The organism is Rhizobium sp. UGM030330-04, from assembly GCF_003208455.1.
In the GTDB taxonomy this organism is placed as follows: Bacteria; Pseudomonadota; Alphaproteobacteria; order Rhizobiales; family Rhizobiaceae; genus Agrobacterium; species Agrobacterium rhizogenes_A.
Genome location: NZ_QKML01000002.1, coordinates 18,849 through 40,571, shown reverse-complemented (window position 1 = coordinate 40,571; position 21,723 = coordinate 18,849). Strand labels below are relative to the sequence as shown.

19 protein-coding genes are annotated in these 21,723 nt (G+C 59.8%); 8 read left to right on the top strand and 11 right to left on the bottom strand.

Annotation, left to right across the window (positions count from 1 at the left end; all coding sequences use genetic code 11):
* The first annotated feature begins 1 nt into the window (after window position 1).
* Both N434_RS03130 and N434_RS03125 read left to right on the top strand, forming a co-directional pair.
* Window positions 2-1,039 carry an NAD(P)H-binding protein gene (locus N434_RS03130; RefSeq protein ID WP_110756028.1) on the top strand — a complete coding sequence of 346 codons (1,038 nt, stop codon included), beginning with the start codon at window positions 2-4 and terminating at the stop codon, window positions 1,037-1,039.
* The gene (locus N434_RS03125) at window positions 1,039-1,428 is read left to right on the top strand and encodes a DUF6220 domain-containing protein (protein WP_110756027.1); all 390 of its coding nucleotides are present in this window, start codon (window positions 1,039-1,041) and stop codon (window positions 1,426-1,428) included. The genes N434_RS03130 and N434_RS03125 overlap by 1 nt, the downstream gene beginning before the upstream one ends.
* A 53-nt stretch (window positions 1,429-1,481) precedes the next feature.
* On the opposite strand, the gene N434_RS03120 is transcribed toward N434_RS03125, so the two are convergent.
* From N434_RS03120 to trxB, 4 genes are all read right to left on the bottom strand, one after another.
* Window positions 1,482-2,594 carry an alkene reductase gene (locus N434_RS03120; protein ID WP_110756025.1) on the bottom strand — a complete coding sequence of 371 codons (1,113 nt, stop codon included), beginning with the start codon at window positions 2,592-2,594 and terminating at the stop codon, window positions 1,482-1,484.
* A gap of 125 nt (window positions 2,595-2,719) precedes the next feature.
* Complete coding sequence (locus tag N434_RS03115) at window positions 2,720-3,010, bottom strand: ArsR/SmtB family transcription factor (RefSeq protein WP_003513408.1); 291 nt, start codon at window positions 3,008-3,010, stop codon at window positions 2,720-2,722.
* 593 nt (window positions 3,011-3,603) lie between these two features.
* On the bottom strand, window positions 3,604-4,500 hold the full coding sequence (locus tag N434_RS03105) for a LysR family transcriptional regulator VtlR (protein WP_034498849.1): 897 nt from the start codon (window positions 4,498-4,500) through the stop codon (window positions 3,604-3,606).
* Between the two features lie 24 nt (window positions 4,501-4,524).
* Window positions 4,525-5,499 carry a thioredoxin-disulfide reductase gene (trxB, locus tag N434_RS03100; RefSeq protein ID WP_065113834.1) on the bottom strand — a complete coding sequence of 325 codons (975 nt, stop codon included), beginning with the start codon at window positions 5,497-5,499 and terminating at the stop codon, window positions 4,525-4,527.
* 251 nt (window positions 5,500-5,750) lie between these two features.
* Here trxB and N434_RS03095 point away from each other — a divergent pair, with 251 nt between their 5' ends.
* A complete protein-coding gene (locus tag N434_RS03095; RefSeq protein WP_020811379.1) occupies window positions 5,751-6,218 on the top strand; it encodes an Lrp/AsnC family transcriptional regulator in 468 nt (155 codons plus the stop codon).
* 21 nt (window positions 6,219-6,239) lie between these two features.
* Here N434_RS03095 and N434_RS03090 read toward each other — a convergent pair whose 3' ends face one another.
* Together N434_RS03090 and greA are read right to left on the bottom strand one after the other, a co-directional pair.
* Window positions 6,240-7,295 carry a glycosyltransferase family 4 protein gene (locus N434_RS03090; RefSeq protein ID WP_110756020.1) on the bottom strand — a complete coding sequence of 352 codons (1,056 nt, stop codon included), beginning with the start codon at window positions 7,293-7,295 and terminating at the stop codon, window positions 6,240-6,242.
* Between the two features lie 86 nt (window positions 7,296-7,381).
* Window positions 7,382-7,858 carry a transcription elongation factor GreA gene (gene greA / locus N434_RS03085; RefSeq protein ID WP_003522847.1) on the bottom strand — a complete coding sequence of 159 codons (477 nt, stop codon included), beginning with the start codon at window positions 7,856-7,858 and terminating at the stop codon, window positions 7,382-7,384.
* Between the two features lie 221 nt (window positions 7,859-8,079).
* Here greA and N434_RS03080 point away from each other — a divergent pair, with 221 nt between their 5' ends.
* The 3 genes from N434_RS03080 to N434_RS03070 all read left to right on the top strand — a co-directional run bounded on the left by N434_RS03080 (window position 8,080) and on the right by N434_RS03070 (window position 12,058).
* The gene (locus N434_RS03080; protein WP_110756018.1) at window positions 8,080-9,312 is read left to right on the top strand and encodes a putative DNA modification/repair radical SAM protein; all 1,233 of its coding nucleotides are present in this window, start codon (window positions 8,080-8,082) and stop codon (window positions 9,310-9,312) included.
* A complete protein-coding gene (locus N434_RS03075; RefSeq protein ID WP_110756016.1) occupies window positions 9,309-10,769 on the top strand; it encodes a UdgX family uracil-DNA binding protein in 1,461 nt (486 codons plus the stop codon). Before N434_RS03080 ends, N434_RS03075 begins: the two co-directional genes overlap by 4 nt.
* A gap of 149 nt (window positions 10,770-10,918) precedes the next feature.
* Window positions 10,919-12,058, top strand: a complete 1,140-nt coding sequence (locus N434_RS03070; protein WP_065116020.1) for a GGDEF domain-containing protein — start codon at window positions 10,919-10,921, stop codon at window positions 12,056-12,058.
* A 76-nt stretch (window positions 12,059-12,134) separates the two neighbouring features.
* On the opposite strand, the gene N434_RS03065 is transcribed toward N434_RS03070, so the two are convergent.
* The 3 genes from N434_RS03065 to N434_RS03055 all read right to left on the bottom strand — a co-directional run bounded on the left by N434_RS03065 (window position 12,135) and on the right by N434_RS03055 (window position 17,079).
* Entirely contained in the window at window positions 12,135-12,323 is a 189-nt protein-coding gene (locus N434_RS03065) for a type II toxin-antitoxin system antitoxin (protein WP_065113829.1), read from the bottom strand.
* Between the two features lie 287 nt (window positions 12,324-12,610).
* Window positions 12,611-16,099 carry a carbamoyl-phosphate synthase large subunit gene (carB, locus tag N434_RS03060; protein WP_110756014.1) on the bottom strand — a complete coding sequence of 1,163 codons (3,489 nt, stop codon included), beginning with the start codon at window positions 16,097-16,099 and terminating at the stop codon, window positions 12,611-12,613.
* 158 nt (window positions 16,100-16,257) lie between these two features.
* Entirely contained in the window at window positions 16,258-17,079 is an 822-nt protein-coding gene (locus N434_RS03055; protein WP_286172088.1) for a LytTR family DNA-binding domain-containing protein, read from the bottom strand.
* Between the two features lie 92 nt (window positions 17,080-17,171).
* Here N434_RS03055 and N434_RS03050 point away from each other — a divergent pair, with 92 nt between their 5' ends.
* Window positions 17,172-17,660 (top strand): DUF2306 domain-containing protein, encoded by a 489-nt coding sequence (locus N434_RS03050; protein ID WP_110756012.1) that lies wholly within the window; start codon window positions 17,172-17,174, stop codon window positions 17,658-17,660.
* Window positions 17,661-17,758: 98 nt separating this feature from the next.
* Window positions 17,759-18,691: a KPN_02809 family neutral zinc metallopeptidase gene (gene ypfJ / locus N434_RS03045; protein WP_110756010.1), complete on the top strand. Its 933-nt coding sequence runs from the start codon at window positions 17,759-17,761 to the stop codon at window positions 18,689-18,691.
* Window positions 18,692-18,731: 40 nt separating this feature from the next.
* Here the strand turns inward: ypfJ and N434_RS03040 are convergent, their stop codons facing one another.
* Window positions 18,732-19,211 (bottom strand): DUF2938 domain-containing protein, encoded by a 480-nt coding sequence (locus N434_RS03040; protein ID WP_110756440.1) that lies wholly within the window; start codon window positions 19,209-19,211, stop codon window positions 18,732-18,734.
* A gap of 291 nt (window positions 19,212-19,502) precedes the next feature.
* Complete coding sequence (gene mcpU, locus N434_RS03035; RefSeq protein WP_065113823.1) at window positions 19,503-21,593, bottom strand: methyl-accepting chemotaxis protein McpU; 2,091 nt, start codon at window positions 21,591-21,593, stop codon at window positions 19,503-19,505.
* Window positions 21,594-21,723 lie beyond the last annotated feature (130 nt).

Here is a 21,723-nt window from a genome sequence, read left to right as displayed (position 1 = left end):
GATGATATATGAAAACCACGCGAATACAGCAGAGAATGACAAACCTCTGGCCCTGATCGTCGGGGCAAACGGCGGCGTCGGCAGTCACGTGGCGAAGATGTTGCTGCAACGGGGCTGGCGGCTGAGGGCGCTGACACGCCATCCGGCATCGGCAGCCATGGCGGATGGCATGGAACGCGTGAAAGGCGATGCCATGAACCGGCAGGATGTGGCGGAGGCTGCAAAAGGCGCTTCGCTCATCGTCCATGCGGTCAATCCTCCCGGATATCGCGATTGGGACGGCCAGGTACTGCCGATGCTGGACAACACCATCGCCGCCGCCGAGGGCTGCGGAGCGCGGGTCGTCTTTCCCGGTAGCGTCTATAACTTCGGGGCCGACGCCTTTCCGCTTCTGACGGAGGATAGCTCGCAAAAGCCTTTTACCCGCAAGGGTGCCCTGCGCGTGGAAATGGAACGGCGGCTGAAAATGGCGTCGATGCGCGGTGTACCGGTCCTGATCGTCCGTGCCGGCGATTTCTTTGGGCCGGATGCGAAAAACAACTGGTTTTCACAGATGCTGGTGCGGCCGGGAAAGCCGGTCCGCAGTGTCCAGAATCCTGCGGCGCCCCATGCCGGGCATCAATGGGCATATCTGCCTGATGTGGCTGAAACGATCGGGCGGTTGCTTGATCGTTCGGGCGAACTTCCCGCTTTCGCCGTTTATCACATGGAAGGTTTCTGGGATTTCGACGGGCTGCAACTGGTCGGGGCGATCGAGCGGGCCGCCGGTCACCCGGTCAAGATGCGTCGGCTTTTCTGGCCGGGCATAAGGCTGGCCGCACCCTTCGTTCCGTTGTTCCGGGAAGTGCTGGAAATGCAATATCTCTGGCAGATGCCGATCCGTATGAGCAACCGCAAGCTTGTGGATTTTCTTGGGGCAGAGCCGAAAACCCCTGTTGATATTGCGGTATCGGCGACGCTGGCAAGCCTTGGCTGCCTTGAGCAGACACGGGAGCCGGCCGGTCTTCACCGTTCGGCCGATGCCGGGGGCAGGGTGTGATGGCGACGGTGGCGAATGGGCTATCTCCACGGCGTCGCGTGTTCGCTGTGATTTCGGCGGGCGTGCCGGTCCTGATTTTCGCGCAGGTGCTGCTGGCCGGGCTATCGATCTATTATGACGGGTCGCTGCTTCCGGTGCACAAGGGGCTCGGCATCTTTATCGCGGTTCCCGTCGCGTCGCTTGTGGTCCTCGCGCTGCGCCATGAAGAGGTGCGGCCGAACCTTGGCTGCGCGCTCGTGCTGCTCGCCCTCTATTGTCTGCAGGTGGCGTTGATGAGCATCGGTCGGGAAACGGGCAACGGCTTTCTGCAGGCGCTTCATGTTGCCAATGCTTTTGTCATGGGCGCGTTTTCCGATTACGCCGCGCGGCAGGCCCGCGCCTTATCCTGAAACGGAAAACACCGCACTGCGGAAAAGCAGCGCGGCGTCTGGTTTATCGACTATCAGCCAAGTGCCGGATAGTCGGTATAGCCCTCGGCGCCGCCGCCATAGAAGGTCGGCTGGTTCGGCTCGTTCAGCGGCGCGTCGTTTTTCAGGCGGCGCACCAGATCCGGATTGGCGATGAAGGCCTTGCCGAAGGCCACAGCGTCGACCTTGCCGCTTTCCACGGCTTCGATGGCGCTCCCACGGTCATAGCCATTATTGGCGATCCACAGGCCCTTGCCGCCGGCATTGCGATAAGCACCCTTGAAAGCCGCGTAATCGAAGGGCTTGTCGCCCTGCTTGAAATCACGCGGGCCACCCGTTGCCCCCTCCACAACGTGGATGAAGGCGAGATTGCGCTTGCCGAGCTGTTCGGCCACGTAATCATAAAGCGGCTGAGGATCGGCCTCGAAAATGTCGTTGGCAGGGGTGACCGGCGAAAGGCGGATGCCGGTGCGGCCTGCGCCGATCTCTTCCGCCACCGCATCGACAACTTCCAGCAGGAAACGGGCGCGGTTTTCGATCGAGCCGCCGTAATCGTCTGTGCGCTGGTTGGTGCTGGATTTCAGGAACTGCTCGATCAGATAACCGTTGGCGGCGTGGATTTCGACACCGTCGAAACCGGCCTCCAGCGCTGCGCGTGCGCCGCTGCGGTAGTCCTCGAGGATGAGGCCGATATCGTCGATGGTGAGCGCGCGGGGCTCGGAGGTTTCGGCAAAGGCGCCGGTGCCGTCATCATTGATGATATAGGTCTTCGACTTGGCGGGGATGGCGGAAGGGGCAACCGGCTGGCCGCCATGCGGTTGCAGCGAGGTGTGGGAAATGCGGCCCACGTGCCAGATCTGCGCGACGATCTTGCCGCCTGCCGAATGCACGCCGTCGGTGACCTTTTTCCAGCCCTCGATCGCTTCCCGCTTATAGAGGCCGGGAACATCGGCATAACCCTGACCCTGCTGGGAAATCGGCGTGCCTTCGGTAACGATCAATCCCGCTGTGGCGCGCTGTTCGTAATAGGTGGCGTTGAGATTGTTGGGAATTGCACCCGGCGAACGGTTGCGGGTGAGGGGGGCCATGACGATACGGTTGGCGAGTGCGATATCGCCGGCCTGTGCCGGTTCGAAAAGACTGGTCATGCGACTTCACTTTCTGGTCGGTTGGCGAAATTGCGCGGCAGGCGCGCTGTCTTTATGCGGGTGCCGGCCAGAATACCGCCTTGCGGTTTCCGGTCCGGCACCCCGGGGCTCAAAGCTTGGGAGGCTCAGAGATTGGCTTGCAGATAATTGCGGAAAGCGTCGATGGTTTCTTCGTTCCGTTCGAAAAACACCCATTGCCCGACTTTCTTCGACCTTATCAGCCCGGCCGCCTGCAACACCGCCAGATGCGACGAGACGGTGGATTGGGACAGGCCGCTGATCTGGAACTGATTGGCGCATACCCCCATGCTCAGCGGATGGTCCTGGCAGAAATGGCTTTCGGGGCTTTTCAGCCATTCAAGAAACTTCAGCCTTGCGGGGTGCGAAAGGGCTTTGAGGATTTCCTCCGGGTTCATCGGTGCTTCTTCAATATCTGGCATGAGCGATATTTATATCGATGATTGTCGATATACAAGTCACGTATCCGTGAGGCTGCTTCGGCGGTAGCGGTAAAAAAGAAGGCCGCTGGATATTTCCGCGGCCTGATAAGTTTGAAGGTCAAAACCTCCAGAGGGGAACAGCTGTCGCGTGCCTTGGGCGAGCGTGACAGCCAATTGAAATATGGGAGCGGCAATAATGCAAAACAAGGTTGCATCATGCGATATTTCGCCAAAATGGAGAAAATTCTTGCGGGTAAAAAAAGAGGGCCGCCGGAAGGATCCAGGGCCCTTTAAGTGTGAAGGTCAAAAACCTCCAGAGGGGAACAGCTGATGCGGTGGAACTGGGAGGAAAAGCCACCGTGTGCATCAGCTGAGAGCGATATGGTGCTTTTTTGTGCACGAAACAACTCTTTTTTGTGCAGGTCAGGCATGCAAACCGCGCAGGCCTCGATATTTCCGGTATATTTTATGTGCAATGCTGAAGAGGGGCGCCTGCGCGCCTCTCTTGCTTCTACCTTTGTAAGTCTTTGAATTTAAATGATTGTCTCTGAACGTCGATTATTTTTACGTCAGAAGTTCCAGTTGCGCGCCTTGGCAACGATGAAGTCGCGGAAGGCTTTCAGCTTTGCGGCGTTTTTCATCTCGTCCGGATAACAGAAGTAGGTATCGAATGACGGAATATCTGCGGCGAGCGACAGCTGGATGAGGCCGGGATCGCGGCCGACGATATAATCCGGCAAGCAGGCAATGCCGATTCCCAGCAGGCAGGCGCGCTTGATCGAGGTCTGGCTGTTGATCTGCAGATGCGGCGTGCGCGTATTGTCTGAGGAACGCCCGGCGTTTTCCAGCCAGTTGACATCCAGCAGATAGTTGGGCGCCGGTTCGCCGAAGGAGATGATGCGGTGATTGTCGAGATCTTCGACCGACTGCGGCTCACCATGGCGGTTGATATAGGACGGCGCGGCATAGACGTGCATGTGCACCGTGAACAGCTTGCGCTGGATGAGGTCCGACTGCTGCGGCTGGCGCAGGCGGATGGCGCAATCGGCGTGGCGCATGTTCACGTCCAGCTCCTCGTTGTCGAGGATGAGCTGGATCGACATTTCCGGATAGAGCTGCAGGAATTCCTGCACCTTGTCCGTCAGCCAGCCCTGGCCGAGACCGACCGTCGTTGTCACGCGCAGCTTGCCGCTCGGCTTCTCCGTCGTTTCGGTGAGCTGCATCTTGACGGTTTCGAGCTTCAGCAGCACGTCATGGGCGGTGCGATAAAGCAATTCGCCCTGTTCGGTCAGAATCAGGCCGCGGGCATGGCGATGGAACAGCTTGACGCCGACATCCTGCTCCAGCGCGCTGACCTGACGGCTGATGGCCGACTGGGACAAATGCAGCTTGTCGGCGGCATGGGTGAAAGACCCTGCTTCGGCGGCGGCATGAAAAATGCGCAGTTTATCCCAGTCCAATGGCATTGCCATGCCCACCCTGCCTTTCGGTTATTCGGCTGCTACCGCAAGCGGCTGCTGCGCGGTCAGATAACGTTCTGCTTCGAGGGCAGCCATGCAGCCCATGCCGGCGGCGGTGATCGCCTGGCGGTAAATGTCGTCGGTGACGTCGCCGGCCGCGAAGATGCCTTCCACGTCGGTTGCCGTGGAATCGGGAGCGGTCCACATATAGCCGTTGTCTTTCAGCTTCACCTTGCCCTTGAAGAGCTCGACCGCCGGCGCATGGCCGATGGCGACAAAGACGCCGTCGATGGGCATGTCGCTGATCGCGCCGGTCTTGGTGTCACGCAGCTTCACGCCCGAGACGGAAGGCGGCATCGGCGGCTTTGCGGGTGCGCCGGTGATTTCGGCGACTTCGGTGTTCCAGAGAATCTTGACGTTTTCCTTGGCAAACAGCCGTTCCTGCAGGATTTTTTCCGAACGGAAGCTGTCGCGGCGATGCACGACTGTCACCGATCTGGCGATATGGGCGAGATACAGCGCTTCTTCCACGGCGGAATTGCCGCCGCCGACCACGATCACATCCTTGTTGCGATAGAAGAACCCGTCGCAGGTGGCGCAGGCGGAAACGCCGAAGCCCTGGAAATGCTGCTCGCTTTCGATGCCGAGCCACTTGGCCTTGGCGCCGGTGGCGATGATCAGCGTGTCGGCTGTCCAGACCTGGCCAGAATCGGTCTTGACCACGAAAGGCCGGGTCGTGGTGTCAACTTCGGTGACGAGGTCGCTGACGATTTCCGCGCCCACATGGGTTGCCTGCTTCAGCATCTGGTCCATCAGCCACGGGCCCTGAATCGGATCGGCAAAGCCCGGATAGTTTTCGACATCGGTGGTGATCATCAGCTGGCCGCCCTGTTCCATGCCGGCAATCAGCACGGGTTTCAGCATTGCGCGGGCCGCGTAGATCGCCGCCGTATAGCCGGCGGGACCGGAGCCGATGATCAATACCTTCGTGTGGCGGGCAGACATGGAAACATTCCTTCTCAATAGCGGGGTCTCTTGGTCGGGGGCCTTCCAGCCGCAGGACGGCGGACGGGCCACAACCCCTTCGTTGGCAGGTATTTAAGGTTGTCTAGTGCCTTTATTCAAGGGCAGCCTTGCGTTACCAACAAGGCAGTTGTGGATGCGCGCGCAATTTTGTGACCCGCTGGCGGCATATTGTTGCGAATCCCGTGCCGAATAGTACAAGGAACTTCTACGGCTTAACGAGGAACTTCTCCGTGACCAGCGTCGAACTCGATGCCATCGATCTGAAAATCCTGCGCGAATTGCAGCGCGACGGGCGCATGACCAATGTGGAACTGGCCGAAAGGGTCGGTATTTCCGCTCCGCCCTGCCTCAGGCGCGTCCGCAAGCTGGAGGAGGCGGGTGTGATCGAGGGGTATCACGCCATGTTGAACGCGCCGAAGCTGGGTTTTGATCTCGTCGCCTTCTGCATGGTCGGCCTCAAGCGCCAGTCGGACAGCAACCTGAAGGCCTTTGCGGCGGCGACCGCCGGCTGGTCACTGGTGCGTCAGGCCTGGATGGTCTCGGGCGAAAGCGATTTCCTGCTGCATTGTGTGGCGAAAAACCTGACCGAATTTCAGGATTTCGTCATCGAGGTTCTGACGGCGGATGAGAATGTCGATACGGTGCGCACCATGCTCACCATCCGTCAGGTGAAACGCGTTGGTCTGGTGGAAATCTGAACGGCGGCAGCCTTGCGCGCCCTATCCGCGCCGTAGCGCGTCATAGACCGCACCGAGGCTTGTCGCCTCTTTTTCCAGCGGGAATAGGGTGCGCACGTGCGCAAGTCCGGCACGGGCATGGTTCAACGCCAGAGCCGGGTCGGCCAGATAGGTCTCTATCGCATCTTTCAGCGACGCATAGTCACCCGCTTCAACAACCGCACCGGTCTCACCCTTGACGATCATTTCCTCGTAAGCGCCGGCAGTGCTGGCGACGACGGCGGTTTCCGACGCCATGGCCTCAAGCGGCGTCAAACCGAAACCCTCATTGCGCGACGGCGCGACATAAAGCGTCAGCCGCCGGTACCAGGGCTTGATGTCATCGACTTCGCCCTGAAACACGATGCGGTCGGAAAGGCCGGCGGCGGCGACATCGGCCTTGAGCGCGTCACCAAAGGCCTTGTGTTCCGCCGTCACACGGCCGGAAACCACGGCCGTCCATTGCGGGTGGTGGGGCAGAAGTTCGATCATGGCGCGCACGAAGAGATCGGTGCCCTTCTGGTGGCGCACCCGCCCGAAGCAGCCGATCAGATATTGTCCCGGCAGTCCTGTGGCCGCGATCGTGTCTTCCGGGCCGGTTGCCGGGTGAAACAGGTCGGTATCGACGCCATGCATGACGACGCCATGGGGCACTTCCAGAAACGAGCCGGAGCGGGTGCTGGTCGCAACCACGGCATCCATCTTCGAAATCAGAAATCGGGTATAGGCGGAATGTCGCCTCTGTGCCGCCGAGGTGAACAGCAGCTTCACCTTCATGCGCAGCACATCGCGCATGAAAATGCCCGGCAACATTTCCAGATTGCGGCGGGCGTGCCAGATGCGCGGGCCGCCGAGCGGGCCGTTTTGCCACAGATGCCACAGATCGCGAAAGCGCACATGTGGCAGATGCGGCGGCAGGCCGGGGCCGATAACGGCTACCTTCTGTCCCAGCCGGTTCTGCACGGGGATGAGCTGAACGATGGTGGAGGTGACGCCGGAGAGCCTGCGCTTGAAGTTCGGTGCAAGCACCTGCACATCTTTCAGACTGACGTGGGACAAGATGGGCTTCCGTCTCTGCAGCTGGTTTGGCGGTTTGATACGTCAAAAAGCAATGCGCCCGCGAGGGGCGCATTGCGCGAGGCTCATCAGCCCCACTGTACCGCGAGGATTTCGTAGCCCTTGGCACCGCCCGGGGCGTTGACTTCGATGCTGTCACCGACTTCCTTGCCGATCAGGGCACGGGCGATGGGTGAGGAAATGGAAATGCGGCCAGCCTTCACATCGGCTTCCTGGTCGCCGACGATCTGATAGGTCTTTTCCTCGTCGCTGTCCTCGTCCACCAGCTTCACGGTGGCGCCGAACTTGATCTTCGAGCCCGACATCTTGGAAAGGTCGATGACTTCCGCGCGCGCGGTCAGGTCTTCGAGTTCGGTGATGCGGCCTTCATTGTGGCTCTGGGCTTCCTTGGCAGCATGGTACTCGGCGTTTTCCGAAAGGTCGCCATGGGCGCGCGCCTCGGCAATCGCCTCGATGATACGGGGGCGTTCCTCCTGCTGACGCCAGCGCAGCTCCTCCTGCAGCTTGACGAATCCACCCTGAGTCATCGGTACTTTTTCTACCATTTTTTTATCCTTCGCATTCCGGTCGCTTTACTTGCAGACACAAAAAGAAACAGGTTCCGGAGAGGAACTCCGGAACCATGCCAAAATCATAACTGAGCCGACTATATCAGAAGACGACAGCGAAATGCCAGCAAATTTGAGGAGGGCATATTCCCGCGTCTATTCATAGGCTTAAGCGATATGATTGACATTTTTCAATAGAACATATAGTGAACATTATTATGAAGAAGTCAATCAGGCAGCGACTGGCCATTCTCTCTGACGCGGCGAAATACGATGCGTCCTGTGCGTCGAGCGGCACGGTGAAACGCAACTCCGCGGCGTCAGGCGGGCTGGGCTCCACGGAGGGCTCGGGCATATGCCACGCCTATGCGCCGGATGGGCGCTGCATTTCGCTCCTGAAAATCCTGCTCACCAATTTCTGCATTTACGATTGCGCCTATTGCATCAACCGCTCCTCCAGCAATGTGGAGAGGGCACGGTTCACCGCCGAGGAGGTGGTATGGCTGACGCTGGAATTTTACCGGCGCAACTATATCGAGGGACTGTTTTTGTCCTCCGGCATCATCCGTTCCTCAGATCACACGATGGAAGAGATGGTGCGTGTGGCGCGGGAGTTGCGTGTCACGCATGGTTTTCGGGGCTATATCCACCTGAAATCCATTCCCGAAGCATCGCCGAAACTCATAGAGGAGGCGGGGCTTTACGCGGACCGGCTGTCGATCAATATCGAATTGCCCACCGATAGCGGCATCGGCCGTTTCGCGCCGGAAAAGCAGCCCGCCAATATTCGCCGCTCCATGGCCGATATACGCCTGAAGATCGAGGAGGCGGGGGAGCCGACGGTACGCACGCGCCGGACCAAGCGCTTCGCGCCCGCCGGGCAGAGCACGCAGATGATCGTCGGCGCGGACGGTGCTGATGACAGCACCATTCTCTCCACCAGCGCCCGGCTTTATGGCAGTTACGGTTTGCGGCGCGTCTATTATTCGGCCTTCAGCCCCATTCCGGATTCCTCAAAGAACCTGCCGCTGATCAAGCCGCCCCTGATGCGTGAGCACAGGCTTTATCAGGCCGACTGGCTTTATCGTTTTTACGGTTTCGACATTGGCGAGATAACCGCGACTGGCGGTGATGGCATGCTCGATCTCGATATCGATCCGAAGCTTGCCTGGGCGCTGAAACATCGCGAGCGTTTCCCGGTGGATGTCAACGTGGCGGATCGGGAGATGCTGCTGCGCGTGCCGGGTTTCGGTACGAAGACGGTCGCCTCCATCCTGTCGTCGCGACGCTTCCGCCGGTTGCGGCTGGAGGATATTGCCCGCTTCGGCGTGTCCCTCAAGAAGGTGAAAGCCTTTATCGTGGCGGAGGGCTGGACACCCGGCAAGCTGACCGAACGGCCGGATCTGCGGGCGATGTTTGCGCCGCAGCCCGAACAATTGTCACTGTTGTGACATATGGCCCGGTTCTCGAAGGGCGGGGTGATTTCGGCGAGTGGCGCGATGCCGCGCGCGCGGCGCTTGCCGCCAGCATACCGCCCGAGGCAATTGACTGGCGGTTGCGCGATGACGGGGCCGGACTTCTGGATTGTACCGGCGAGCCCTTGCCGGTGGCGGCTGCGGATGCGGATGCTGCCCGGGTTTCTGTTCCCGCCTCTTTCGTGGCACTGGCGCAGGCTGTGATCTGCCACGGTGATCGGGGTCGTTTCGCGCTGCTTTACCGGCTGTTGTGGCGGCTGGGACAGGATCGCGCCCTGCTGCAGTTCAAGTCCGATGCGGATGTTTCGCAGGCGCGACTGCTCGAAAAATCCGTTCGCCGCGATTGTCACAAGATGACGGCCTTCGTTCGTTTCAAGGAATTGCCGTTGCCGCAGGGACAGGGCGGGCGACGGCGCTTTGTCGCCTGGTTCGAGCCGGATCATTTCATCGTCGAGCGTGCGGCGCCGTTTTTCCAGCGGCGCTTCACCGACATGGACTGGTTGATCGCGACGCCGAAAGGCTCGGCGCGATGGGACGGAAGCGTGCTGCAGACGTCGCGGGAGGCGGCAGTCAAACCCGATCTGACGGATGCAACAGATGATCTCTGGCGGACCTATTATGCCAATATTTTCAATCCGGCTCGCCTGAAAATCAAGGCGATGACGGCGGAGATGCCGAAGAAATACTGGAAGAACCTGCCTGAAGCGGAACTCATTCCCGGCCTTGTTCTCGGCGCGGAAGCACGGGTGCTCGACATGGCGGCCAGGCAGGCAAGCCAGCCGCAGCCGTTTCACCATCGTTTGCAGGCCGTGGCGGCCGCGGCGCGGGAAGTGTCTCCGCCAGCGCCGGCCGACGGGCTTTCCTCATTGAAGCGGCAGGCTGACCAATGTACGCGATGCCCCCTGCATTGCAGGGCGACGCAGACGGTTTTCGGCGAGGGGCCGGAAAATGCGGATGTCATGATCGTCGGCGAACAGCCCGGTGACCACGAGGATCTTGCCGGGCAACCTCTCGTCGGCCCCGCAGGCCGGCTGTTTGACCGGACGCTTGGTGAGATCGGGGTGGAACGCAGACAGCTTTACGTCACCAATGCCGTCAAGCATTTCAAATATGAGACACGCGGCAAGCGGCGCATCCACCAGCGGCCGGATGCGGGCGAAGTGCAGCAATGCCGCTGGTGGCTCAATCAGGAAATCGCACTGGTTCAACCGAAGCTCATCGTCGCCATGGGTGCGACCGCGCTCTATGCGCTGACCGGCGGCAAGGAGAAGCTCACCGAGCTTCGTGGCCGTCCTCTTCCCATGCAGGATGGGCGGACGCTTTTTGTCACGGTGCATCCATCCTATCTGCTGCGCCTGCCGGATGCGCTGGCGAAGGAGCGGGAAATTCTCCGATTCAAAAAAGATATGGAGTTTATAAGATTATTCGAATAAGTTACATTTCGAATTCATACATTATAATTTATTGATATTTTAAATTTTGATGATTTAATTTACAATTTGTTGATTTTTTATTTTTATTGAAATTTTATACTTAAGATTATAATTGATGCGGTTAGATTTATTTATTGCGTGGGCCTATTATGCTGGGTGAACTCGATCTCGCGACAGTCATATTGATGCAGAAATGCTCTTATGTCGTGGGTCTCATGAGTTTTGTTTATCTGAAGATGACCAATCGCGGTTTGCGGGGGCCGCTCCCCCTGGCGGGCGGCTTTGCGGCCATGACGATAGGCTCCACGCTTGCCGGTTACGGTGAATGGGGAATCGTATCGCCGGTCTTGTGGCAACTCGGCAGCGTCGTCTTCGGCATTGCGGGCTATTCGCTGATCTGGCTCGGTCTGAAGGTTCTGAGCGACGGCCGCTCCACGGGGCGGGGCACCATTGTCCCCCTCTGTCTCGTCGCGTTGATGGCGGTCATTGCCGCATTTCAGGTTGCGGACAACAATGCCTATCGCGCCGCCCTGTTCAATGGCTGCGCGGCGCTCGCCTATCTTGCGGGCGCGGGCGTGCTTCTCGCCAGATGGCGCAGGGAGCCGTTATTGTCCCGTCTGGCGCTGGCCGCGATTACCGGTATTTCCGGCCTGATCTCGCTGTCGGTGCTGAAAAGCATGCTTTTCCCCGATTATACCACCATCAATCTGGTCAACGCATTTTTCTTTATCATCATGCTCAACTTCGCCATTGCGCTGTTCGTGATGATGCTGGTGGCCGAGCGCTCCGAGCGGAAACTGCTGGTTCTCGCCAACACCGATCCGCTGACAGGGGTGAAAAACCGGCGGTTCTTTTTCCAGGCCATGCCGGCGGTGCCTGATCCTGCCGATGCGGCCATGTTGCTCGATATCGATCACTTCAAATCGATCAATGACCGTTTCGGGCACGCTGTCGGCGACAGCGTTCTTCAGGAAGTCGCAAAGCGCATTGGCGGCAGTATCCGTGGTGGCGATGTGCTGGCGCGTTATGGCGGCGAGGAATTCATCATCTACCTGCCGGGTGCGGGTGTGCAGAAAGCCTCCATGATCGGCGAACGTATCCGCAATGCCGTGGCGCTGGACGAAGTCGATTGCGGTGGCCTGCGCGTTGGCGTGACGATCAGTATCGGCGTTGCGACCAGCGGCGAGATGCGTTGCGATCTCCTGACCTTGGCCGACATGGCGGATCGCGCCCTCTACCGTGCCAAGAGCGAGGGCCGCAATTGTGTGCGCGAGGCGCTGGCGGCTTGAGGTCAGCCGCTGGTTCCTGCGATCTTCGGTAAGCCCGCACCGCATTGTTCTTCAGGCCATGGGCAGGTTTTCGGGTCTAGTCCTGCCGCGCGTTTACCTCATCCGCTGCGGCGCGGTGGTGCAGGGCTTCTTTCAGCAGAATCTCGATCTGGGCATTGATGCTGCGCAGTTCTCCATTCGCGGTGTGACGGATCACGTTCAATATTGCGGGTTCGATACGCAGCGGAAAAGCCACCCGCTCCGGTCCCGGTGGACGTCCAGCCATGGCTTCAACTCCGCAAGATGGTGGTGTTGGCCACCGGAGTTGCATCGACGGGAGCATGAATACCGATGATCGGGATGGCGCACGCCGGCGCGATGTAACCGCCATTGGCTGAGGATGGTTTTTCGGTGGTGGACAGGGACATCACGGGCCTCATGTGGGAATGACGTCTTCCCGATATCGGAAACGGATTGCAGCGGGATTACGCAATGCAAAACGCCGCGGGCATGGCGGGCCGCGGCGTTTCGTTTTCATTCAGCAGATGATGACGCGGATTTTCCGCAGCGCGCTTACTGGAAGTAGCTTTGCAGCGGCTTCACTTCCAGATTACCGGCCTTCAGCGCCTTGATGGCAAGCGCTGCCGCTTCCGCGCCGGCCATCGTCGTGTAGTAAGGCACCTTCTGCATCAGCGTCGCGCGGCGCAGCGACTTGCTGTCCGAAATCGCCTTGTTGCTGTCGGTGGTGTTGATGACGAGCTGGACCTGACGGTTGCGGATGGCGTCTTCGATATGCGGACGGCCTTCCTGCACCTTGTTGATCTTCTCGGCGTTGATGCCCTTTTCAGCGAGGAAACGCTGGGTGCCGCCGGTGGCCAGCACCTTGAAGCCGCTTTCCACGAGAATGCGGATGGCGGGCAGAACGCCTTCCTTGTCCTCATCACGCACCGAGACGAAGACTGCGCCGGAGCGGGGCAGGTCGACACCGGCGCCGAGCTGGCTCTTGGCGAAGGCCAGCGCGAAATCCGTATCGAGGCCGATGACTTCACCGGTCGAGCGCATTTCCGGTCCGAGCAGGATGTCGACGCCGGGGAAGCGGGCGAAGGGGAAGACGGCTTCCTTGACGGCGATGTGCTTCAGGTTGCGCGGATCGGGCTTTTCGCCATAGGCGGCAATCGCTGTATTGAGCTTTTCACCGGCCATGACGCGGGCGGCGATCTTGGCAATCGGCGCGCCAATGGTCTTGGCGACGAAAGGCACGGTGCGCGAAGCGCGCGGGTTGACTTCGAGAACGTAGATCGTGCCGTCCTTGATGGCATATTGCACGTTCATCAGGCCGCCGACATTCAGCGCTTTTGCAAGTGCCGTCGTCTGACGCTCCAGCTCGTCAAGGGTTTCCTTGCTCAATGAACGGGACGGCAGCGAGCAGGCCGAGTCGCCCGAGTGGATGCCGGCTTCTTCGATATGCTCCATGATGCCTGACACGAAGACGTTTTCACCATCGCACAGCGCATCGACGTCGACTTCGACGGCGTTGGTCAGGTAGCTGTCGAAAAGCAGCGGGTTCTTGCCGAGCAGGGTGTTGATCTGGCCGGTCTTGTCGTTCGGGTAACGCTGCTTGATGTCCTCGGGCACGAGGCCCGGAACGGTGTCGAGCAGATAGGTCTGCAGCTGGCCTTCCGAATGGATGATCTGCATGGCGCGGCCGCCCAGAACATAGGACGGGCGCACGACCAGCGGGAAGCCGATTTCGGAGGCCACGAGGCGGGCCTGCTCGACCGAATAGGCGATGCCGTTGTTCGGCTGGGCAAGATCAAGCTTCATCAAGAGCTTCTGGAAGCGGTCACGGTCTTCGGCAAGGTCGATCATGTCAGGCGCGGTGCCGAGGATCGGGATACCATTCTTTTCCAGCGCTTCGGCGAGCTTCAGCGGGGTCTGGCCGCCGAACTGCACGATGACGCCGACCAGCTCGCCCTTTTCCTGCTCCGCGCGCATGATCTCGATCACGTCTTCGGCCGTCAGCGGCTCGAAATAGAGGCGGTCGGAGGTGTCGTAGTCGGTGGAAACCGTTTCCGGGTTGCAGTTGATCATGATTGCTTCGAAGCCGGCGTCCTTCAGCGCAAAGGCGGCGTGGCAGCAGCAATAATCGAACTCGATGCCCTGGCCGATACGGTTCGGGCCACCGCCGAGGATGACGACCTTCTTGCGGTCGGAAACCTGCGCTTCCGAACGGGCTGCGCCAACGAAGGGAATTTCATAGGTCGAATACATATAGGCGGTCGGCGAGGCGAATTCGGCAGCGCAGGTGTCGATGCGCTTGAAGACCGGGCGAACATTGAGGCTGTTGCGCAGCTCGGCCACTTCTTTCGGGCGCTTGGACGTCAGGCTGGCGAGGCGGGCGTCGGAGAAGCCCATGGCTTTGAGCATGCGCAGGTTTTCGGCATCCTGCGGCAGGCCGTGCTCGCGGATGCGGGCTTCCATGTCGACGATGGCCTTGAACTGGGCGATGAACCACGGGTCGATCTTCGAGTTTTCGTGGACTTCTTCTTCGGTCATGCCCATGCGCAGCGCCTGGGCGACCATGCGCAGGCGATCGGGCGTCGGCGTGCCGATGGCGGCGCGAATGGCGTTCTTGGAACCTTCGCCTTCCTCGTAACCGGGGATTTCGATTTCATCGAGACCGGTAAGGCCGGTTTCCATGCCGCGCAGCGCCTTCTGCAGCGATTCCGCGAAGGTGCGGCCAATCGCCATGACTTCGCCGACCGACTTCATGGCGGTGGTGAGGATCGGGGACGCGCCGGGGAACTTTTCGAAGGCGAAACGCGGGATCTTGGTGACGACGTAGTCAATCGACGGTTCGAAGGAGGCAGGCGTCGCACCGCCGGTGATGTCGTTCTCAAGCTCATCCAGCGTGTAGCCGATGGCGAGCTTGGCGGCGATCTTGGCGATGGGGAAGCCGGTCGCCTTCGATGCCAGCGCGGAGGAGCGCGAGACGCGCGGGTTCATTTCGATGACGACGAGGCGGCCGTCCTTCGGGTTGACGGCGAACTGCACGTTCGAGCCGCCGGTTTCCACGCCGATCTCGCGCAGCACCGCAATCGAGGCGTTGCGCATGATCTGGTATTCCTTGTCGGTCAAGGTCAGCGCCGGCGCGACGGTGATCGAGTCACCCGTGTGGACACCCATCGGATCGATGTTTTCGATGGAGCAGATGATGATGCAATTGTCCGCCTTGTCGCGGACGACTTCCATCTCATATTCCTTCCAGCCGAGAACCGATTCTTCGACCAGAACTTCCGTCGTCGGCGAGGCGTCGAGACCACCCGACACGATATCGAAGAATTCCGAGCGGTTATAGGCAATGCCGCCGCCGGTGCCGCCGAGCGTAAACGACGGGCGGATAATGGCGGGCAGGCCGACATGGTCGATGGCCTGGGCGGCAATCGCCATTGCATGGGCCATGTAACGCTGTTTGCGGTCGGTTTCGCCGAGGTTCCACTGGTTTTCGAGATCGTCCAGCGCCTTGTCGAGTTCAGGACCGGAAAGCTTGCCCTTCAGTTCGGTGCGGGCGGCCTCGTGCTTCTTGCGGTCGGCGTCCTTGATTTCTGTGGCGTTGGCGAGCATCGAGCGCGGGGTTTCAAGGCCGATGCGGGCCATGGCTTCGCGGAAGAGGGCGCGGTCCTCGGCCATGTCGATGGCTTCCGGCTTGGCGCCGATCATTTCGACATTGTAGCGGTCGAGAACGCCCATGCGCTTGAGAGAGAGCGCGGTGTTGAGCGCGGTCTGGCCGCCCATGGTCGGCAGCAGCGCATCCGGGCGTTCCTTGGCGATGATCTTCGCCACGACCTCAGGGGTGATCGGCTCGACGTAAGTGGCGTCGGCGAGGCCCGGATCGGTCATGATGGTCGCCGGGTTGGAGTTGACCAGAATGACCCGGTAACCCTCTTCCTTCAGCGCCTTGCAGGCCTGCGTGCCGGAATAGTCGAATTCACATGCCTGACCGATGACGATCGGTCCCGCGCCGATGATGAGGATGGACTTGATATCTTGGCGCTTCGGCATGGGCTCTCTCGTTCCGCTTTTTGGTTGCGCAAAACACCGGCCAGGGTGGAAGATCACCGGCCGGGGAGCGCAATTCAAATGTTTTCAGGCTAGAAGCGGCTTATAGGCAAATGTTTTTGAGAACGGAACCCCATAAATTCCGGAATCGACAGAAACTCTTAACGGGCAGGGGCAAGGGCCGCAAAACGGGCCTGTACCGCTGCATTATAGGAGCGGCTGACGGGGATTTCCGTGCCGTCTCTTGTAATGACATGCAGACGACCGGCCTGTTTGCGCAGCGAGACGGCGTCGGCATCGGCAATCCAGTGCGACCGGTGCACCTGCAAGCCTTCCGTCTGGCCGACTTCCTTCAGCGCATCGGAAAAACGCAGCAGAACGAGCTGATGCCCGCGCGTGGTGACGATTTCAGTATAGTGGTCCTGCACTGACAGCCGCAGCAATTCTCCGCGCTTTTGCGGTGGTAGCCGCTCCAGCAGCGGCACGGTGCTTTTCACTTCGCGTGCGGTGTTTTTGCCTATGTCCGTTGCGGCGATTGGCGCTGTTTCAAGCGATTGGCTGGCGGTGAGATAGCTCAGCAGGCAAAAGATGGCGCAAAGAGGCAGGGACGACAGGCTGCTCTGCACAAAGGGTCCGAAACCCATTTCCGCGCCTGAAAAGACCCGGTTGGTGATAGTCAGCAGCAATCCGATCGGCAGGGCTGCCGCCAGCGAGCCGATCATCATGCGCGCCAGCATATTCCTGATGCTATCGGCGAAGATGCGGTTGGCGATGATGGAAAAAGATATGGCAAAGGTCCAGGCGCCAGCCTGTATGATTGTCCAGTAAAGCAGCCGGTCGGCGAAACTCATGGTTTCGCTTGTTCCGAAAGGCCCGGTCACGATGAAGATCGCCAGCACGGCAAGAAATGTCAGCCACAGCCTGCGCGATTGCAGGATGGCGTGCATTTCACGAAGCGTGGATTGCAGATACGGGTGATCCACGAAATTTTCCTGCTGATGGCGCCAATCGGTTTTTCCTGAGCGCATGTTTTGCCGAAATTGCCGGTGATTTCAACAGAGCAGAAACAGCACCCATGTCACTCCAGCCATTGTTAGACGCACCGCTTGCCGTGCAATTCCATGTCGCCACCGTTGTGCCCGCAGCCATTCTCGGTGCCTTCATTTTCCTGCGCCCCAAGGGCACCGCCATCCACCGGCTGCTGGGCAAGATCTGGGTGGCGCTGATGGTCACGACATCAGTTTCGACCTTCTTCATCCATGAATTGAAGGTGTTTTACGGTTTCAGCCCGATCCACCTGCTCTCCATCTTCACCCTCTATGGCTGTCTGCAATCGGTCTATTTTGCGCGGCGCGGCGATATCGCACGTCATATGCGGATCATGCAGAGCGTTTATCTCGGTGGTATCGTGATTGCAGGCGGCTTCACCTTTGTTCCGGGACGCATCATGCATGAAGTTGCTTTCGGAGACGGCAAGGCTGGTTTTGCGGCCCTTTCCGCCGGCGCCCTCGTGTTTGCCTTCCTGTTTCTGGCCGTGCTGAAACAAAGACGCAGAGCCGCATGACAGACTCCGTTTACCACCTCTGCTTCCTTCCGGAACAAGATGTATTATAGTGCCGTTATAAGGCAGCTTGTTAAGGCGATATCCGCCGGGAGAATAGCATGGAATGGAGAGGGCGCCGCCAGTCGGACAATATCGAGGACCGGCGCGGCATGTCGGCGGGATCGGGGCCGTCGGGCAACGATCCTTTTTCCCGTGGTGGAATGCGTGTGCCGATCGGGCGGCGCGGCGGCGGTATCGGCATTGGCGGCATTCTTGTCATCCTGCTGATAAGCTGGGTGCTCGGTATCAATCCGCTGACGCTGCTTTCGGGCGGCGATATTTCACTGGATGGCGGCGGTACGACGCAGCAATCCGGCGGCCAGCAGGCGGGCACGCGTCCGCAGGGCCAGTCGTCGGACGAGACGACGGCTTTCGTGCGCACCGTGCTGGCAGAGACGGAAGATACGTGGAGCGGCATTTTCCAGTCCGCCGGTCAGACCTATCAGAAGCCGACGCTGGTTCTGTTCTCCGGTCAGGTGTCTTCCGCCTGCGGTTATGCTTCCGCCGCCAGCGGCCCGTTTTATTGCCCGGGTGATCGCAAGGTCTATCTCGATACCAGCTTCTTCAAGGAATTGGACCAGCGCTTCGGCGCGGACGGCGATTTCGCGCAGGCTTACGTGATTGCGCATGAGGTCGGCCACCACATCCAGAACCTGACCGGCGTTCTGCCGGAGTTCAACCGCCGCCGCCAGTCGATGAGCCAGGTGGATGCGAACAAAATGTCCGTGCGTGTCGAGCTTCAGGCGGATTGTTATGCCGGCATCTGGGGCAAGTTTACCGAACAGAAGGGCATTCTCGAAACCGGCGACCTCGAGGAAGCGCTGAACGCCGCCCACCAGATCGGCGACGATACGCTGCAGAAGCAGACACAGGGTTATGTGGTGCCTGACAGCTTCAACCACGGCACCTCGGCGCAGCGCATGGAATGGTTCAAGCGCGGTTTCCAGAGCGGCCGTGTCGAGGATTGCGATACCTTCTCGGCGAATATCTGAGAACCGGACAGGAGAGGGGGCTTTTCAGCCCCCTTTTTCATTAGCGCATCAAAAGCGCCACGGCATACATGCCGAGGGCGAAAACCGTGTGGGCAACAAGGTTGAGAAAGCGGACCTTGTTCGGGTTGGGCGTCTTCGACGCCGCCCAGCCAATGCCGAGCCCCGGCTGCAACAGGAACCAGCCCGCGCCGACCGTTATGATGCCGACGATCCACGGCTCAATGAAGGAGGGATTGGCAAACCACGCGGCCGGGACCACCAGCGCGAGAATGACGCCATAAACAATGCCGACGGCGTAATGCGAAATCCAGCCGAGCGCCAGTTCATGCTCATAGGGCTCCGCCGTAGCAATGCTGTCGTGGAATATCCGGCCTTTCGGCACATGCCAGAACCAGCGGCCGACCGGCGCCCAGTTTGGCGCGGACTGGCCGAAGAACCGGTGCAGCACGATTGCCCATATATCCATAAACACGGTGCCGCCAATGCCCATGGCAATGCCGCGCCAAATCAGTTCCAGCATGAATCCCTCCGCATGATCATGATCGATCAAGCTCTAGCGGATCGTGGGAGTGGCGGGAACCGACTATTATGAGGGTGGACAAAAAAATGGCCGGATCGCTCCAGCCATGAGGGTGAGAAAGGCGCAAGACCTCGCCTCCGTCATGCTCGGGCTTGTCCCGAGCATCTGCGACGTATCTTTTAAACGAGACGTGGTTGGATCCTCGGGACAAGCCCGAGGATGACGTCGAGAGTGGGTGACTGTCGGCCGCGATCTGGTTGCAGTAGCGATCCGGCCAATATTGTTCTCTCCCTAAGCAGCCCGCCCATATTCCGCCTGTCGCCGGGTGGCCGTGGCGAGCTGGAACTGCGCGAGCAGCTCGTTGAGCGCCGCCGCTTCCGAGGCGAGCCCGTGGCTTGCGGCCGTCTGTTCCTCGACCATGGCGGCATTCTGCTGCGTGCCCTGATCGATGGTGTTGATGGCGGTGTTGATTTCCTGAAGCCCGGTCGACTGTTCGCGCGACGAGGTCACGATGGCGTCGATGTGGCGATTGATCTCCTGCACTTCGCGGACGATGGTTTCCAGCGCCTTGCCGGCATTGCCGACGAGATCGACACCGGATTGCACCTGCGATGTCGAGGCGTTGATCAGTGTCTTGATCTCCTTGGCCGCATTGGCGGAACGCTGGGCAAGCTCGCGCACTTCCTGTGCGACGACGGCAAAACCCTTGCCGGCTTCACCGGCACGCGCAGCTTCCACGCCGGCATTCAGTGCCAGAAGGTTGGTCTGGAAGGCGATCTCGTCGATCACGCCGATGATGTTGCCGATCTCGGACGATGATTTTTCGATGCCCTCCATGGCGCGAACCGCATCTTCGACGATGATGCCGGACTGTTCGGCATTGCTGCGGGCGCGGTCGACCAGACGACCGACTTCTTCCGCGCGGCGGGCGGAATCCTTGACCGTCGTGGTGATCTCCTCAAGCGCCGCTGCGGTCTCTTCCACGGAGGCCGCTTGCTGCTCGGTGCGTCGCGCCAGATCGTCCGCCGACTGGCGGATTTCGCCGGCGCCGGCGTCGATGGCGCGGGCGTTCTGGCCGACGGTGCTGAGCGCTGCGTTCAGCTTGGCGACGGAATTGTTGAAGTCGTCGCGCAGGCGGTCAATGCGGGTTACGAAGGGCGTATCGATGCGGTAATTGAGATCGCCTTCCGAAAGATGCGCCAGTCCCCGGGCAAGCGAATCGACCGCGAACTGGATGTCCGCCGCGTCTTTTGCCGCCAGTTTTTCGCGTTCGTTGCGCTCCTGTTCGGAGAGCGTGCGGTTTTCTTCGGCATCGCCCTCAAGGCGCAGGCGTTCCATGGCATTCGACCGGAACACGGCAACCGCCGCGGCCATCGAGCCGATCTGGTCGGTGCGTTCCTGACCAGGAATGGCGACATCGAGATTGCCGGCTGCAAGGCCTTCCATGGCCGACGTCATCTGCGTGACGGGGCGGACGATGAAGCGCGAGAGCACGGTTGCCAGCAGGGCGATCATGATTGCGGCTGCAAGAACAGTGGCAATGGTTGCCGCCAGCCGGAACTGGCCGATCGCGCTGTAGGCGACATCGGAATCGACAACGAATCCGAGATACCAGTCGACCGAAGGCAGGCCGGCAACCGGGATGAAGCTGGTGATCTTGCCTTTGCCGTCGATTTGGGTCTGCGAGATTGCCGAGGAAATCGCCGGTGTATCGACCTTGAAGAGATCGGTCAGCGGCTTGTCGACGAATTTCGGATCGGGATGGATGAGAATCTTGCCGTCCTTGCTGACGAGGAAGGCATAGCCGTCCTGGCCGGCATCCACCGACTTGATCATCGTCACCAGCGAATCCAGCGAGAAGTCGCTTCCCGTTACGCCGGCCAGCTTGCCGTCGACAGAAACCGGAATGGCTGCGGTGATGATGAGGCCGCCGGTCGATGCATCGTTGTAAGGTTCGGTCAGAACCGTCTTGCCGGCCTTGACCGCGTCCAGATACCAGGGACGCTTGCGCGGGTCATAATCTTCCGGCAGCGATGTTTTCGGGAATGTGGTGAAGACGCCGTTTTCGGCATTGCCGAAATAGGTGGACATGAACTGTGCGGTCAGCACATCGTTCTGCAGGAACTGCACCTTCGCATCGTCATCGGAAAGCTTGGCGAGCGTTTTTGCCACCGTGTCGGTCAGCATGATGCGACCGTTCAGCCAGTTGGCGATGCTCTGTGCCGCCTGCTTGCCGGACGAATCGATGTTCTCCGCCACCGCTTCCGTCGTGACCCGGTGCTGAAGGCTGTCGATATAGAAGGAAAAGCCGGCAAAGGCGGCAACGACCAGTGATGACGCGGCAAACAGAATGCGCGTCATGAGGTTTGATTTTTTTTGCAAGCTACACGTCCTTGAAACCAGATATGCCCGGTTGGGTTATCTTGGAAGATGGTGGGAAAGACATGCCTCAAAGGCGGGAATATTCTGCGTCATGCAGCTTATGATTTAAAAGAACTAAGCGATGTTCTAA